The following is a 14,572-nucleotide window of genomic DNA, read 5'->3' on the forward strand; positions in this document are numbered from 1 at the left end:
TCACCATGCAGAGCCCGCTTTTCGCCCACACCGAGGCACAGACCCAGGACCGCTACGCCCTCCAGAACCCCCAGCTGCTGCGGGTCGCCCTCCAGGGGCACGAGGACCTGCTCGCCCGTAAGGGCACGATGGTCGCCTACCAGGGGCTGCTGGAGTTCGACGGCAACTACCAGACGCCGGGGCAGCAGCACGCCCAGGCCGTCTCCGGCGAGGGCCTGGACCTGATGCGCGTCTCGGGCCAGGGCACGGTCTATCTGGCCAACCTCGCCCAGTACGTCCACATCGTCGACGTCGACCACGACGGCCTGACCGTCGACAGCAGCTACGTCCTCGCGCTGGACTCCACGCTCCACTGGGAGGTCATCTCCGTGGACAGCCAGTACGGGATCTCCGGCACCGGCAAGTACCAGCTCAACATCTCCGGGCGGGGCAAGGTCGTGCTGATGACCTCGGGCCGCCCGCTGATGCTCCAGGTCACCCCCGACAAATACGCCAACGCCGACGCCGACGCGGTCGTCGCCTGGTCCGCGTCCCTGCGCGTACAGATGCAGGCGCAGACGCACTCCTCGGGAGTGTGGCGGCGGCGCGGCGGCACGGGCGAGGGCTGGGAGCTGAGCTTCCTGGGGCAGGGCTACGCCATCGTCCAGCCCAGCGAACTGCTGCCGCCGCAGCACGCCGAGATCGGGCAGGGGGCCGCCGCGCAGTTCGGCATGGGCCAGCACGGCGCCCGCGGCGCCAACCAGGGCAACATCTTCACCAACTGACGCACACCGCACAGGAGAAGGCGCGGGTACGCAAAGCCGTACCCGCGCCTTCGAACGTCTCCATGGACCGCGGCCCCAGAGCCCGCCTACATCAGCGTCAGCGTCCGCTCCACCAGCCGCACGACCGACTCGTCGGCCACGTCCGCGACCTCGTCGTAGCCGAACCACTTCAGGTCCAGCGACTCCTCGCTGATCACCTCCGTGGCCCCTTCCGGCGCCAGCGCCGCGTACTGCACGTCCAAATGCCAGGCGCAGGGCGTCAGATGGCGGTCCAGACGCACCGGGCCGCCGGGGAGCAGCGTCAGGCCGCGCGCGATCCCCGACTCCTCACGCGCCTCGCGCAGCGCCGCGTCCGCGAGCGTGGCGTCCGCCGGCTCGCAGTGCCCGCCCATCTGGAGCCACATCTGCAACTTCCTGTGCAGCGTGAGCAGTACGCGCCCGCGCGCCGGGTCGATCACCAGCGCGCTCGCCGTGATGTGGCCGTCCTTGCAGGGCTTCCACATGCCGTCGGGATGCGCGGCCAGATGGTCCAGGTAGGCCTGGCGCAGGGCGTCCTGCCCGGATGTCGGCGCGGGCCACTCCTTGAGGACCCGCGCCGCGTCGTGGTGAAGGCTCACTTCTCCCCGTCGCCCTTGTCGTCCTTCTTCGGCTCGTCCTTCGCCGGCTCGTCCGCCTTGGACAGATCCGGCGTGCCACCGGCCTGAGGCTTCGCGCCGCCCGCCGCCTCGCCGAGCATCTTGTCCAGCTCGGAGAAGTCCAGCTGCTCGTGGTGGACAAAGCCGTCCGGGTCGTCCAGGTCCTGCGCGGTGGGCAGCATGTCCGGGTGCTCCCACAGCCCGTCACGGCCCTCCAGGCCCCGCGCGTCGGTCAGCGAGGCCCACAGCCGCGAGGCGTCCCGCAGGCGCCGCGGACGCAGCTCCAGACCGATGAGCGTGGCGAAGGTCTGCTCGGCCGGGCCACCGGAGGCCCGGCGGCGGCGCAGCGTCTCGCGCAGCGCGTCGGCGGAGGGCAGATGCGGCGCGGCCGCGGCGTGCACCACCGCGTCCACCCAGCCCTCCACCAGCGCCAGCGCCGTCTCCAGCCGGGCCAGCGCCGCCTTCTGCTCGGCGGTGTCCTCCGGCTGGAACATGCCCTGCTGCAGGGCGTCCTGGAGCTGCTCGGGGTTCTGCGGGTCCAGCTGGCCGACCAGGTCCTCCAGCTTGGCGGTGTCGACCTTGATGCCGCGGGCGTAGCCCTCCACCGCGCCGAACAGGTGCGAGCGCAGCCACGGTACGTGCGCGAACAGCCGCTGGTGGGCGGCCTCGCGCAGCGCCAGATACAGCCGCACCTCGTCCTCGGGGACACCGAGGCCCGCGCCGAAGTTCTTGATGTTGCCCGGCAGCAGCGCCGCCTTGCCGGACGGGCCCAGCGGCAGCCCGATGTCGGTGGAGCCCACGACCTCACCGGCCAGCACGCCCAGCGCCTGCCCGATCTGCGTACCGAACATCGCGCCGCCCATGGAGCGCATCATCCCCAGCAGCGGGCCCGCCATGGCCTGCATCTCCTCGGGGAGCACACCGCCCATGGCCGCGCCGACGCGCTCGGCGACCGGGTCCACCAGGTCCTTCCACACCGGCAGGGTCTCCTCGACCCACTCGGCGCGGCTCCAGGCCACGACCGTGCCCGAACCCGAGGGCAGGGAGGTCACACCGTCCAGCCACAAATCCGCCAGCCGCACGGCCTCCTCGACGGCCGCCCGCTCACCGGGCGTGACGCTGGCGTCCTTGGAACCGTTCTCGGTGCCCTGCGCGACGGTCTGGCGCGCGATGTCCTTGGCCATGTCCCAGTTCACCGGCCCGCCCTCGTAGGAGAGCATCTGGCCGAGCTTTTGGAACGCGGCGCCCAGGTCGCCAGGGTTCATCTCGCCGCCGGGGCCGCCCATGCCGCCGAAGAGCGCCGCGAACGGATTGTCCGCGCCACCGCTCCCGCCGCCGAACCCGAACGGGTTCGCGGGGTCCTGGCTACCTCCCTGGCCGCCCTTCTTCTTGCCGTTGTCGCCGTCCTCCGGCTCCTCCGGCGGAAGGCCGAATCCAAACGGGGTGTCACTCACGGGTTTCCTCGGCTCGTAGGGCCACCGGCTCGGCACCGGCGGCGACTGCCCGACATTCCCCTCCAGCGTAGACACCCGGGCCGCATAGGGGCTCGGTGCTCCGCCGTCCCGGTGCCTGCGGCAGGATGGACGCCACCTGGTACGTACGCGTCAGCACGCGTGCGTACTGAAGACAACCGCTGGAGACGCCCGGTGAGTTCCCCAGATCCGTCCGTTCGCGCAGCGCGAAACGCCGCCGACAAGACCGAGGCCAGGACCGAGAACCGGACCGGAGCCCGGACAGAAAGGGCAGAGGAGACACCAGGCGTGCCCCTGCGCCGCCCCGTCGTCGCGGTGACCGGCGCCGCCTGCGGCATCGGCGCCCTGCTGACCGCCGCCCTCGTCGAGTCCGACGAGGTCAGGCAGGTGGTGGCCATCGACGAGCGGCGCGGCGAGAGCGACGGCGCCCAGTGGCACGTCCTGGACGTGCGGGACCCGGCCATCGCCGACAAGCTGCGCGGCGCCGACGTCGTGGTCCACCTCGCCCTCGACCTGGACCTGGAGACCGACGCCGCGGCCCGCACCGCCTACAACGTGCGCGGCACCCAGACCGTGCTGACCGCGGCCGCGGCCGCCGGCGTCCACCGGGTCGTGCTGTGCACCTCCGCCATGGTCTACGGAGCGCTGCCCGACAACGACGTGCCGCTCTCGGAGGACGCCGAACTGCGCGCCACCGCGGACGCCACCGGAGTCGGCGACCTCCTGGAGATCGAGCGCCTGGCGCACCGCGCGCCCCGCGCCCACCCCGGCCTGAACGTCACGGTGCTGCGTCCCGCCGTCCTGGTCGGCGGCACCGACACCGCCCTGACCCGCTACTTCGAGTCCCCCCGCCTCCTGGTGGTCGCGGGCTCCCGCCCCACCTGGCAGTTCTGCCACGTCCAGGACCTGGTCAGCGCCCTTGAGTACGCGGCGCTGGAGAAGGTCGAGGGCGAGTTGGCGGTGGGCTGCGACGGCTGGCTGGAACAGGAGGAGGTCGAGGACCTGACCGGCATCCGCCGCATGGAACTGCCCTCCTCGGTGGCGCTGGGCGCCGCCGCCCGCCTGCACCGCATCGGCCTGACCCCCTCTCCCGCCGGGGACCTGGCGTACACCATGCACCCCTGGGTGGTCAGCGGAAGCCGCCTGCACGAGGCGGGCTGGCGGCCGCAGTGGACCAACGAGGAGGTCCTGGCCGAGCTGATGGAGGAGGTCGCGGGCCGCCACACCGTCGCGGGCCGCCGCCTGGGCCGCAAGGACGCCGCGACCGCCGCCGGAGCCGCGGGCGCCACCGTCGCCCTGCTGGGCACCGCCGCCCTGGTCCGCCGCGCCCGCAAGGCCCGCCGCCGCATCTAGCCCTGCCCGGCCCGCTCCACGGGGCTGTCCACCCGGCCTGTACGAGTCTCCATACGGGACCGCGCACGCCGGGTGGAACCGCCATTCCCCATCGCGCCCCCGGTACGGCACGATGGGGCCCATGTCTGGCACGAACGAGCCCCGCGGCGACCACCCCGGCGAGCGGGCCGCCCAGGACCCGGTCCGCCTCCTCGCCATCCGCGACACCCCGCTGTCGGTGGACGAGGTCTTCACGGCCGTCGGGGACGCGGCGGCCGGCGGCACCGCCCTGTTCGTCGGCACGGTCCGCTCCCACGACGGCGGCGCCGACGTCGACGCGCTCGGCTACTCCGCACATCCCACCGCCGAGGCCGAACTGCGCCGCGTCGCCGAGAAGGTGGCCGCCGACTTCCCCGTACGGGCACTGGCCGCCGTGCACCGCGTCGGCGACCTGGACATCGGTGACCTCGCGGTCGTCGTCGCCGTCTCCTGCCCGCACCGCGCCGAGGCCTTCGAGGCCTGCCGCCGCCTGATCGACGACCTCAAGCACACGGTGCCGATCTGGAAGCACCAGACATTCTCGGACGGCACAGAGGAATGGGTCGGCGCGTAGCGCCGTCATCTGGGGGTGGAGGTCGGGCGACGGGCGGGTGGGTCGGCGCGTAGCGCCGTCATCCGGGCGCGGTGGTCGGGCGACGGGCGGGTGGGCCGCCAACTGGGCGTGGCGGTCGGGTGGGAGGCTGCTGAACAGGGGTGAATCCCTGAGCGGTACGTTCCGGTTGCGTAACCCGCCCCCTGGCGTGAGCGTTGACCTGTCGGATGGTTAATCTGCTTATTCGTCGCTTGCGGTGGTACAAGGGGTCGGGAGGCCGCTATGGGTGCGCTTCTCTGGTTGTGCATTCCGGTTCTGGCCGCCATCGGGACCGCGGTGTGGAGCAGCTGGGCCTCGCGCAACCGCAAGACCGGTGATGTCGCCGAACTCGCCGGCTACGCCCGCTTCCGCGAGGCGATGGAGAAGTCGCACTCCGGTTCCGACGCGGCCTGACCCACTGCCCCGGATTGCCCGGCACCGGCGGCCGTACGCAACCGCAACGGCCCGGGCCCCGTACGGACGGCCCCGAAGGCCGCTTGTCACACCCGTCCCGTACTGTCGTTCCATGCCACGCCGCACCGCGACGCTGCTCGCTTCGACCCTGATGCTGATCGCGCTGCTCTGCGCCGGGGTGCTCATCCCCGTGCCGTACTCCGAGATGTCCCCGGGCCCCACGGTCAACACCCTCGGCGACCACGACGGCGAGCCGGTGCTGCAGATCTCCGGGCACAAGACGTATCCGACCACCGGCCATCTGAACATGACCACGGTCCGCGTCACCGGCCCCGAGTACTCCATGAACCTCTTCGAGGCGGTCTACGGCTGGCTCACCCGCGACAACGCCGTGGTGCCCCACAAGACCCTCTACCCCGAGGGCCAGACCCGTGAGCAGGCCGACCAGGAGAACGCCGAGGAGTTCAGCCAGTCCCAGGAGAGCGCCAAGGTCGCGGCGCTCAAGGAGCTGGACATCCCGGTGACGTCGCAGATCGTGGTCGGGTCGGTCACCAAGGACAAGCCGGCCGACGGCAAGCTGCACGCCGGCGATGTGATCAAGGCCGTCGACGGCACCCGCATCAAGAACGTCACCGACGTCGCGGGCCTGGTCACCCGGCACAAGCCCGGCGAGAAGACGGTCTTCACCATCATCCCCGCCAAGGAGGCGGCCGCGGCGGAGAAGAAGGGCCGCACCCCCGAGGGCGGCGAGCGGCAGGTCGCGATCACGACCGCCAAGGACGACAAGAGCGGGCGCACCGTGGTCGGTATCCGGCCCAGCGTGGACCACATCTTCCCGTTCCCCATCGACATCAAGCTCGCCGATGTGGGCGGCCCCAGCGCCGGGCTGATGTTCGCCCTGGGCATCATCGACAAGCTCACGCCCGAGGACATGACCGGCGGAAAGTTCGTCGCCGGTACGGGCACGATCGACGAGAAGGGCAAGGTCGGCCCGATCGGCGGCATCTCCATGAAGACGGTCGGCGCGCGGGCCAAGGGGGCGGAGTACTTCCTCACCCCCAAGGACAACTGCGCCACCGCCGCCAAGGACATCCCGGAGGGCCTCAGGCTCGTGAAGGTCGACACCATCCAGGACGCGCGCGCGTCCCTGGAGAAGATCCGCAAGGGGGACACGGCCGGCCTGCCGAGCTGCGGCACGACAGGCAAGCCGTAGTCCGGTACGGGCCCGGGGCTACGCCTCGAAGGTCGCCGCCAGGGCCTCGGCCAGGCCGGGGACGAGGTCGGAGCCGGTGAGGACCTCGGCGGTGGAGTCCTTCTCGCGCAGGCGCAGCGCCGACTCGCGGGCGCCGTCGCGCAGCACGGCCACCGTCATGCGCACCTCCTGGCGGTCGGGGTGCTGGGCCACCCACTTCGCCAGCTGCTTCTCGCTCATGCCCTGCGGCACGGAGTCCTCGGCGGACGGCGGCAGCATCATCCGCTCCACGGTCATCGCGCAGCCGGCCACCGCGTCCGGCCAGGCGATGGTGCCCAGGAACTCGTCCAGCGGGGTCCCGGCGGGGATCTCGTCCTGCTCGACGGGGGTCAGGGAGGCGGTGGCGTCCTCGTCGATGCCCAGCTGGGCGGCGAGCGAGGGTTCCTGCGTGCGCAGTTTGGCGGAGTCGACGAGGGCGAACAGGCGGGCGGGCTGGTCCCAGCCGAGCCCGGCCGCGTACTCGTCGATTTCGAGCACGGCGCGGGTCAGCGGGCTGGCGGCGAGCGGGGTGCCGTCAACGGGGAGGTTGGTCATGCTCAATATCGTGCCCTGTGGACCCCGGAAATCGGGAACCGAGTAAAGCCTTAGTAAGTTGCAAGGGTGGGTCCTACTATCGCCGGGCCTGCAATACACGACAGCGAACTTCGAGGTGCGCACCTTGGCTTTCCAGATGCCGGACCGCGGCGGAGGCCCGACAGGGCCACGGATCAGAGTCGGCCGACCGTCCCGGCGGATCCGGACCCTGCTCATGACACTGGGCGTACTGGCCGTCCTGGCCATGCTCTTTGTCATGTTTGCCGGGTTCTGGACCGACTGGCTCTGGTATCGCTCGGTCAAGTACTCCTCGGTCTTCACCACCACCCTGTGGACCAAGATCGGCCTGTTTCTCTTCTTCGGCCTGCTGATGGCCGCGGCCGTCGGATTCAATATCTGGCTGGCCCACCGGCTGCGTCCGCCGCTGAGCGCGATGTCGCTGGAGCAGCAGAGCCTGGACCGGTACCGGATGGGCATCGCGCCCTACAAGAAGTGGGTGCTGATCGCGGTCACCGCGGTGGTCGGGCTGATCGCCGGCGCCTCTTCTTCCGGACAGTGGCGTACGTGGCTGCAGTGGGTCAACGGCGTCCCCTTCGGCCAGAAGGACCCGCAGTTCGGCATGGACGTCGGCTTCTACGCCTTCGACCTGCCCTGGTACCGCTTCCTGCTCAGCTTCGGCTTCGCCTGCGCGGTGCTGTGCCTGATCGCCGCGGCGCTCACGCACTACCTGTACGGCGGGCTGCGGCTGACCAGCCCCGGCTCGCGCGCCACCGGCGCCGCCACCGGCCACCTCTCGGTGCTGCTGGGCATCTTCGTGGCGCTCAAGGCCATCGCGTACTGGCTCGACCGGTACGGCCTGGCGGTCAAGTCCAGCGGCCTGAAGTCCGCCGACGGCTGGACGGGCCTGCGCTACGTCGACGCCAACGCCTATCTCCCGGCGAAGACGATCCTGTTCTTCATCGCGGCGATCTGCGCGGTGCTGTTCTTCGCGACGCTGTGGCGCCGCACCTGGCAGCTGCCGGTCATCGGCTTCGGCCTGATGGTGCTCTCCGCCATCCTCATCGGCGGCCTGTACCCGGCCATCGTGCAGAAGTTCCAGGTCCAGCCCAACGAGCAGGCCAAGGAAGCCCCGTACATACAGCAGAACATCAAGGCCACGCGCGACGCGTACGGCATCTCCGATGTGAAGCCCGAGGGCTACAAGGGCGACTACAAGCCCGCCGACAAGGCCGCCAGTGAGAAGCTGCGCAACAGCGTGGACTCCACCGCCAGCATCCGGCTGCTGGACCCGAACGTGGTCTCGCCGACCTTCCAGCAACAGCAGCAGATGCGCGGCTACTACCAGTTCCCCTCCACCCTGGACGTGGACCGGTACAAGGACAAGGACGGCAACGAGCAGGACACCGTCATCGGTCTGCGCGAGCTGAACATCGCGGGTATTCCCGAGCGCAACTGGATCAACGACCACTTCAAGTACACCCACGGCTACGGCGCCGTAGCGGCCAAGGGCACCACCGCCGACGAGAACGGCGACCCGTCCTACACCGAGAAGAAGCTCCCCTCCGAGGGCCAGTTCGGCCCGTACGAGCAGCGGGTCTACTACGGCGAGAAGACCACCCAGTACTCGATCGTGGGCGGGCCGCAGCAGGAGCTGGACTACTCCGACAACAGCGGCGAGAAGCCCTACAGCTACAAGGGCAACAGCGGTGTGAGCCTGTCCAACCCCATCAACCGGGCCGCCTACGCCGTGGCCTTCGGGGAACCGCAGATCCTCTACTCCGGAGCGATCGGCAACGGCTCGAAGATCCTCTACAACCGCACGCCCAAGGAGCGCGTCGAGGCGGTCGCCCCCTGGCTGACCATCGACGGCGACGCCTACCCGGCGGTCGTCGGCAAGCGCATCCAGTGGATCGTGGACGCCTACACCACCAGCAACGGCTACCCGTACGCCTCGCGCACCACGCTCGGCGACACCACGGCCGACTCGCTGACCGACGGACAGCGGGCGGTGGTGGCCCAGCAGAACCAGGTCAACTACATCCGCAACTCCGTCAAGGCGACGGTGGACGCCTACGACGGCACGGTCAAGCTCTACCAGTGGGACGAGAAGGACCCGGTCCTGAAGACCTGGATGAAGTCCTTCCCCGGCACGGTCGAGAAGAAGAGCGCCATAAGCTCGGACCTGATGGACCACCTGCGCTACCCGCAGGACCTCTTCAAGGTCCAGCGCCAGCTGCTGACGACCTACCACGTCACCGACCCGAACACCTTCTACACGGGCAGTGAGCGCTGGCAGATCCCCAACGACCCGACGGCCAAGTCGGGCGACGCGGTGCCGCCGTACTACCTGAGCATGAAGCTGCCGGACCAGAAGAACCAGGCGTTCTCCCTGACCACCACCTTCACGCCCAACAAACGCGACAACCTCAGCGCCTTCATGGCCGTTGACGCCAACGCCAAGAGCGGCGAGTACGGCAAGATCAGAATCCTGCGGATGCCGTCGGAGAACGCTCCGCTGGGGCCCAAACAGGTCCAGTCGAAGTTCAACTCCGACGCCAAGATCGCCAATGAGCTCAACATCCTCAAGCGCGGCGACTCCGAGATCGAGTACGGCAACCTCCTCACCGTCCCCCTGGACGGCGGGCTGCTCTACGTCGAGCCGGTCTACCTGCGCGGCGCGGGCGTGAACTACCCGCGCCTGAAGAAGGTGCTGGTCAGCTACGGCGACGGCGACCCGGTCCTCGGCAACACCCTCACCGACGCACTGGACGTCGTCTTCGGCAAGAAGGCGCCGGACAGCGGGCCCAAGGAGCCGCCGCCGGGCGGCGACACCGGGCAGCAGCCGCCCGCCGACCAGTCCGTCGAGCAGGCCGTCAAGGACGCCCAGAAGGCGTACGAGGACGGCGAGAAGGCGCGCCAGGCGGGCGACTGGGCCGGCTACGGCGAGGCGCAGAAGAAGCTGAAGCAAGCGCTGGAGCGCGCCGTGGAGGCGGAGAAGAAGGCGAAGGAGAAGGGCGGTGGCAACACCGGCGGCTAGCGGCCGATGACGGCCCACCTTCGTACCGTGGTACTGTGGATACACAACGGCGCGGGGTGGAGCAGCTCGGTAGCTCGCTGGGCTCATAACCCAGAGGTCGCAGGTTCAAATCCTGTCCCCGCTACTGAAGATGAAGGCCCGGATCCTCAAGGATCCGGGCCTTCATCATGTGTGCATCCTGTGTGCTCCGTGATGGTCGGCCGCTACGGGGTAGGAGTGTCGCTGCGGAGGCGTTTGGGTTGTCTCTGTGTCGGGAAGTCGACAAAACGCTGAAGTGACCTCACAGGCTGCGGTATACCAGGTGTACGCGGGTTGCAGGTGGTGCGACGATGGCCCTTATGGGGGACAAGGCAAGGTTGTTGGAGACAGGCCGGTTTGTGCGTGCGCCCGCCGACGGGCGCGAATCCGAGCTGCCGGTGGACGAGATGGAGGCCGTGGAGGCCGCCGACACGTCCGACGCCGTGATCGAGACCGGCCACCGCCGGGCCGCCGAAGCGGGCGACCCTGCCGCCATGAGCGTGCTCGGCTCGCTGCTCCTGCGCCGCGGTGACCTGGACGGCGCCGAGGCGTATCTGCGCTCGGCCACCGCCGCCGGGGACCGCGCCGCCGCCAACAACCTCGGCGTCCTGCTCCACCAGCGCGGGTACGCGGACGAGGCCGCCAGCTGGTGGCGGATCGCCGCCGTCGCCGGCTCCGCCGCGGCCGCCCACGCGCTGGGACGGCACTACCGCGAGCGCGGGGACGAGCCCGCCGCCGAGTACTGGCTGCGCCAGTCCGCCGAGTGCGGGCACTGCCTGGGCGCGTACGCCCTCGCCGACCTCCTGGAGCACCGCGGCGACGTGGGCGCCGAGCGCTGGTTCAGGGCCGCCGCCGAGCGCGGGCACCGCGAGGCCGCCTACCGCCTGGCCCGGGTGCTGGACGACCGCGCGGCCGCGGGGCGGGCCCAGGGCGGCGGCGAGCCCGCGGTGCAGGAGGAGGCCGAGCAGTGGTACCGCCAGGCGGCCGCCCGCGGACACCGCCGCGCCGCGCTGCACCTGGGCACGCTCCTGGAGGAGCGCGGCGACACCCAGGAAGCGGCCCGCTGGTACCTGTGCGCGGCCAAGGACGGCGAGGCGCGGGCCGCCTGCGCGCTGGGCTTCCTGCTGCGGGACGCGGGCCAGGAGGAGAGCGCGGCGGAGTGGTGGCGGCGCGCGGCCCAGGACGGCGACGGCAACGCCGCCAACGCGCTGGGCGCGCTGCACGCCGACCGCGGCGAGCTGCAGAGCGCCGAGCGCTGGTACCGCGCCGCCCTGGACGCCGGCGACATCAACGGCGCGTACAACATCGGCCTGCTGTGCACCGAGCAGGGCCGGGCCGGACGCGGCGAGCAGTGGTACCGCAGGGCCGCCTACGCCGGGCACCGCGAGGCCGCCAACGCGCTGGCCGTCCTGCTGCTCCAGCGCGGCGACTCGGCCGGCGCCGAGCCGTGGTTCTCCAAGGCCGCCGAGGCGGGCAGCGTGGACGCGGCGTTCAACCTCGGCATCCTGTACGCCGGGCGCGGCGAGGAGCGGATGGCCCGCCAGTGGTACGAGCGGGCGGCCGCCGCCGGGCACACCGAAGCCGCCCTCCAGGTCGCCATCGCCCAGCAGCGCGACGGTGAACTGGCCGACGCCGAGCGCAATTTGCGCAGCGCGGCGGGCGGCGGCAGCGCCGAGGCGGCCTTCCGGCTCGCCGACCTACTGGACCGCAGGGCCGAGGGCGGCGCCCACGAGGACGACGAGTGCGTGCAGTGGTACGAGCGGGCCGCGCGCCAGGGGCACCGCCGCGCCCAGGTCAGAGTTGGCATGTTCGCGGCGGCCCGGGGTGAGGTCGTCGAGGCCGCGCGCTGGTACCGGGCCGCGGCCGAGGCCGGCAGCCGCAACGGGGCTTTCAACCTCGGGCTGCTGCTGGCCCGCGAGGGGAGCCTGCCGGAGGCCGCCCTGTGGTGGACGCGCGCCGCGGAGGCCGGGCACGGCAGGGCCGCGCTGCGCCTGGCCCTGCTCGCCGCCCGGCGCGGGGCGCTGGCCGAGGGGCAGCAGTGGTGCGCGCGGGCCGGGGAGCTGGGCCCGCCGGAGGTCGCCGAACGCGCGGCCCGGCTGCGCGCCGCGCTCCAGGAGGAGCTGACCGCGTGAGCCCCCCCCGGGGGCGTACGGGCCCCGGGGGGCTCACGGGGCCCGTGTGCACGGGATTTGCGCTGGTCGTCGGCCTGGGGCTAGAGTAAAGACACAACAGCGCGGGGTGGAGCAGCTCGGTAGCTCGCTGGGCTCATAACCCAGAGGTCGCAGGTTCAAATCCTGTCCCCGCTACTCAAAGACAAGGCCCGGATCCTTCAGGATCCGGGCCTTCGTCGTGCTGCGGGCCCGTGCGGCCGGCATGGAGGGGGGCAGGCCGAGAAGCCCGCGGCCCTGGGGGTGCGGGCTCAGGGCCGTGCGCGCGGGGTCAGGCGGAGGAGCAGTTCGGGCAGATGCCGCGGTAGGTCACCGTGACCTCGGAGACCTGGAAGCCGAAGCGCTCCGGCACGGGCAGGGCGGCCAGCGGGTCGCCCTCGACGTGCACATCGCGGATCGTGCCGCACCGCGAGCACACCAGGTGCTGGTGGTCGTGGTGGGCGTTGGGGTCGTAGCGCTTGGCGCGGCCGTCCGTGCTGACCTCCATCACCTCGCCCAGCGAGACCAGCTCGCCGAGGGTGTTGTAGACGGTGGCGCGCGAGATCTCCGGGAGGCGTTCGGCCGCCCGGGCGTGCACTTCGTCAGCGGTGTAGTGGACGTGGTCCCCGTCGAGGACCTCGGCGACGACGCGACGCTGTGCGGTCAGCCGCCAGCCGCGTCCCCGGAGCCGTTCCAGCAGGTCACTCATGCCAATCACCTATCAGTCAGATAAGGGCCAGGGTAGCAGCGACTCGTCCATCACCGGATCCGGTACGAGTTTCGGGTTCTTCTTGACTTAGACAATGTCCAATGTAGGATCGGAAGCGGCGCAAGCCAAGGGCAGGTAGATGACTCAGGAGGCGCACGTGTCGGTAGAGAGCACCACCGGACCGCTGACCACGGAGGCCGGGGCTCCGGTCGCGGACAACCAGAACAGCGAGACGGCCGGCATCGGCGGCCCCGGCCTCATCCAGGACCAGCTCCTGATCGAGAAGCTCGCGCACTTCAACCGTGAGCGCATCCCGGAGCGCATCGTGCACGCCCGCGGCGCCGGTGCGTACGGCACCTTCACGGTGACCGCCGACGTCACGAAGTACACCCGCGCCAAGTTCCTCTCCGAGGTCGGCAAGCAGACCGAGACCTTCCTGCGGTTCTCCACCGTCGCCGGCAACCTCGGCGCGCCGGACGCGGTGCGCGACCCCCGCGGCTTCGCGCTGAAGTTCTACACCGAAGAGGGCAACTACGACCTCGTCGGCAACAACACCCCGGTGTTCTTCATCAAGGACGCCATCAAGTTCCCCGACTTCATCCACACCCAGAAGCGCGACCCGTACACCGGCTCGCAGGAGGCGGACAACGTCTGGGACTTCTGGGGTCTGTCGCCCGAGGCCACCCACCAGGTGACCTGGCTGTTCGGCGACCGCGGCATACCGGCGTCCTACCGCCACATGAACGGCTACGGTTCGCACACCTTCCAGTGGAACAACGAGGCGGGCGAGGTCTTCTGGGTCAAGTACCACTTCAAGACCGACCAGGGGATCAAGAACCTCACCGCCGAGGAGGCCGAGGTCCTGGCGGGCAAGGACCCCGACAGCCACCAGCGCGACCTGCGCGAGGCCATCGAGCGCGGCGAGTTCCCGACCTGGACCGTGCAGGTGCAGATCATGCCGGCGGACGAGGCGGCCACCTACCGCTTCAACCCGTTCGACCTGACCAAGGTCTGGCCGCACGAGGACTACCCGCCGATCGAGATCGGCAAGCTGGAGCTGAACCGCAACCCGCAGAACATCTTCGCCGAGGTCGAGCAGTCGGTCTTCTCCCCGCACCACTTCGTGCCGGGCATCGGCCCCTCGCCCGACAAGATGCTCCAGGGCCGCCTGTTCGCCTACGGCGACGCGCACCGCTACCGCGTCGGCATCAACGCCGACCACCTGCCGGTGAACCGCCCGCGCGCCGCCGAGGCGCGCAGCCACGGCCGGGACGGCGTGATGTACGACGGCCGCCACGGCGGCGCGAAGAACTACGAGCCGAACAGCTTCGGCGGCCCGGTCCAGACCGGCCGTCCGCTGTGGGTCTCCTCCGCGGTGACCGGCGCGACCGGCACCCACGAGGCGCCCTCGCACCCCGAGGACAACGACTTCGTCCAGGCGGGCGACCTCTACCGCCTGATGTCGGAGGGCGAGCGGGAGCGTCTGATCAACAACCTGGCGGGCAGCATCGCCGGGGTCTCCCGCGACGACATCGCGCAGCGCGCGATCGCCAACTTCCGCAGTGCGGACGCGGACTTCGGCAAGCGGCTGGAGGCCGCGGTCCAGGCCCTGCGCGGCTGACCCACC

The 14,572-nt window shown here is 70.9% G+C and carries 12 protein-coding genes and 2 tRNA genes; 10 read left to right on the top strand and 4 right to left on the bottom strand.

Annotation, left to right across the window (positions count from 1 at the left end; all coding sequences use genetic code 11):
* Nucleotides 1-5: 5 nt before the first annotated feature.
* Nucleotides 6-764: an AIM24 family protein gene (locus AC4IJH_RS27085; protein ID WP_490854481.1), complete on the top strand. Its 759-nt coding sequence runs from the start codon at nucleotides 6-8 to the stop codon at nucleotides 762-764.
* 86 nt (nucleotides 765-850) lie between these two features.
* Here AC4IJH_RS27085 and AC4IJH_RS27090 read toward each other — a convergent pair whose 3' ends face one another.
* Nucleotides 851-1,381 carry an NUDIX hydrolase gene (locus tag AC4IJH_RS27090; RefSeq protein ID WP_490854482.1) on the bottom strand — a complete coding sequence of 177 codons (531 nt, stop codon included), beginning with the start codon at nucleotides 1,379-1,381 and terminating at the stop codon, nucleotides 851-853.
* A complete protein-coding gene (locus tag AC4IJH_RS27095) occupies nucleotides 1,378-2,853 on the bottom strand; it encodes a zinc-dependent metalloprotease (RefSeq protein WP_490854483.1) in 1,476 nt (491 codons plus the stop codon). The genes AC4IJH_RS27090 and AC4IJH_RS27095 overlap by 4 nt, the downstream gene beginning before the upstream one ends.
* Before the next feature lie 192 nt (nucleotides 2,854-3,045).
* On the opposite strand from AC4IJH_RS27095, the gene AC4IJH_RS27100 reads away from it, so the two are divergent.
* From AC4IJH_RS27100 to AC4IJH_RS27115, 4 genes are all read left to right on the top strand, one after another.
* Nucleotides 3,046-4,224, top strand: a complete 1,179-nt coding sequence (locus tag AC4IJH_RS27100) for an SDR family oxidoreductase (protein WP_490854484.1) — start codon at nucleotides 3,046-3,048, stop codon at nucleotides 4,222-4,224.
* 121 nt (nucleotides 4,225-4,345) lie between these two features.
* Nucleotides 4,346-4,816: a molybdenum cofactor biosynthesis protein MoaE gene (locus tag AC4IJH_RS27105; RefSeq protein ID WP_490854485.1), complete on the top strand. Its 471-nt coding sequence runs from the start codon at nucleotides 4,346-4,348 to the stop codon at nucleotides 4,814-4,816.
* Between the two features lie 261 nt (nucleotides 4,817-5,077).
* Nucleotides 5,078-5,248 (top strand): hypothetical protein, encoded by a 171-nt coding sequence (locus tag AC4IJH_RS27110; protein WP_490854486.1) that lies wholly within the window; start codon nucleotides 5,078-5,080, stop codon nucleotides 5,246-5,248.
* Between the two features lie 112 nt (nucleotides 5,249-5,360).
* Nucleotides 5,361-6,461, top strand: a complete 1,101-nt coding sequence (locus AC4IJH_RS27115) for a YlbL family protein (protein WP_490854487.1) — start codon at nucleotides 5,361-5,363, stop codon at nucleotides 6,459-6,461.
* A gap of 18 nt (nucleotides 6,462-6,479) precedes the next feature.
* On the opposite strand, the gene AC4IJH_RS27120 is transcribed toward AC4IJH_RS27115, so the two are convergent.
* On the bottom strand, nucleotides 6,480-7,034 hold the full coding sequence (locus tag AC4IJH_RS27120; protein WP_490854488.1) for a PPA1309 family protein: 555 nt from the start codon (nucleotides 7,032-7,034) through the stop codon (nucleotides 6,480-6,482).
* A 136-nt stretch (nucleotides 7,035-7,170) separates the two neighbouring features.
* On the opposite strand from AC4IJH_RS27120, the gene AC4IJH_RS27125 reads away from it, so the two are divergent.
* From AC4IJH_RS27125 to AC4IJH_RS27140, 4 genes are all read left to right on the top strand, one after another.
* The gene (locus AC4IJH_RS27125; protein WP_490854514.1) at nucleotides 7,171-10,071 is read left to right on the top strand and encodes a UPF0182 family membrane protein; all 2,901 of its coding nucleotides are present in this window, start codon (nucleotides 7,171-7,173) and stop codon (nucleotides 10,069-10,071) included.
* A gap of 50 nt (nucleotides 10,072-10,121) precedes the next feature.
* Nucleotides 10,122-10,195: transfer RNA gene (locus AC4IJH_RS27130), tRNA-Met, on the top strand.
* 205 nt (nucleotides 10,196-10,400) lie between these two features.
* On the top strand, nucleotides 10,401-12,221 hold the full coding sequence (locus tag AC4IJH_RS27135; RefSeq protein ID WP_490854489.1) for a tetratricopeptide repeat protein: 1,821 nt from the start codon (nucleotides 10,401-10,403) through the stop codon (nucleotides 12,219-12,221).
* A 100-nt stretch (nucleotides 12,222-12,321) separates the two neighbouring features.
* Nucleotides 12,322-12,395 (top strand) — tRNA-Met (locus AC4IJH_RS27140).
* 133 nt (nucleotides 12,396-12,528) lie between these two features.
* Here the strand turns inward: AC4IJH_RS27140 and AC4IJH_RS27145 are convergent.
* Nucleotides 12,529-12,945, bottom strand: coding sequence for a Fur family transcriptional regulator (locus tag AC4IJH_RS27145; RefSeq protein WP_490854490.1), 417 nt, complete (start codon nucleotides 12,943-12,945; stop codon nucleotides 12,529-12,531).
* 139 nt (nucleotides 12,946-13,084) lie between these two features.
* On the opposite strand from AC4IJH_RS27145, the gene AC4IJH_RS27150 reads away from it, so the two are divergent.
* Nucleotides 13,085-14,566 (top strand): catalase, encoded by a 1,482-nt coding sequence (locus tag AC4IJH_RS27150; RefSeq protein ID WP_490854491.1) that lies wholly within the window; start codon nucleotides 13,085-13,087, stop codon nucleotides 14,564-14,566.
* Nucleotides 14,567-14,572: the final 6 nt, after the last annotated feature.

This window comes from Streptomyces sp. UF-297 (genome assembly GCF_058245575.1).

Excerpts from the sequence above, each read along its gene's own strand:
- AC4IJH_RS27115 (WP_490854487.1), top strand. The coding sequence starts at position 5,361 with ATGCCACGCCGCACCGCGACGCTGCTCGCTTCGACCCTGATGCTGATC.
- AC4IJH_RS27150 (WP_490854491.1), top strand. The coding sequence starts at position 13,085 with ATGACTCAGGAGGCGCACGTGTCGGTAGAGAGCACCACCGGACCGCTG.
- AC4IJH_RS27120 (WP_490854488.1), bottom strand. The coding sequence starts at position 7,034 with ATGACCAACCTCCCCGTTGACGGCACCCCGCTCGCCGCCAGCCCGCTG.
- AC4IJH_RS27125 (WP_490854514.1), top strand. The coding sequence starts at position 7,171 with ATGCCGGACCGCGGCGGAGGCCCGACAGGGCCACGGATCAGAGTCGGC.
- AC4IJH_RS27105 (WP_490854485.1), top strand. The coding sequence starts at position 4,346 with ATGTCTGGCACGAACGAGCCCCGCGGCGACCACCCCGGCGAGCGGGCC.
- AC4IJH_RS27135 (WP_490854489.1), top strand. The coding sequence starts at position 10,401 with ATGGCCCTTATGGGGGACAAGGCAAGGTTGTTGGAGACAGGCCGGTTT.
- AC4IJH_RS27085 (WP_490854481.1), top strand. The coding sequence starts at position 6 with ATGCAGAGCCCGCTTTTCGCCCACACCGAGGCACAGACCCAGGACCGC.
- AC4IJH_RS27110 (WP_490854486.1), top strand. The coding sequence starts at position 5,078 with ATGGGTGCGCTTCTCTGGTTGTGCATTCCGGTTCTGGCCGCCATCGGG.
- AC4IJH_RS27145 (WP_490854490.1), bottom strand. The coding sequence starts at position 12,945 with ATGAGTGACCTGCTGGAACGGCTCCGGGGACGCGGCTGGCGGCTGACC.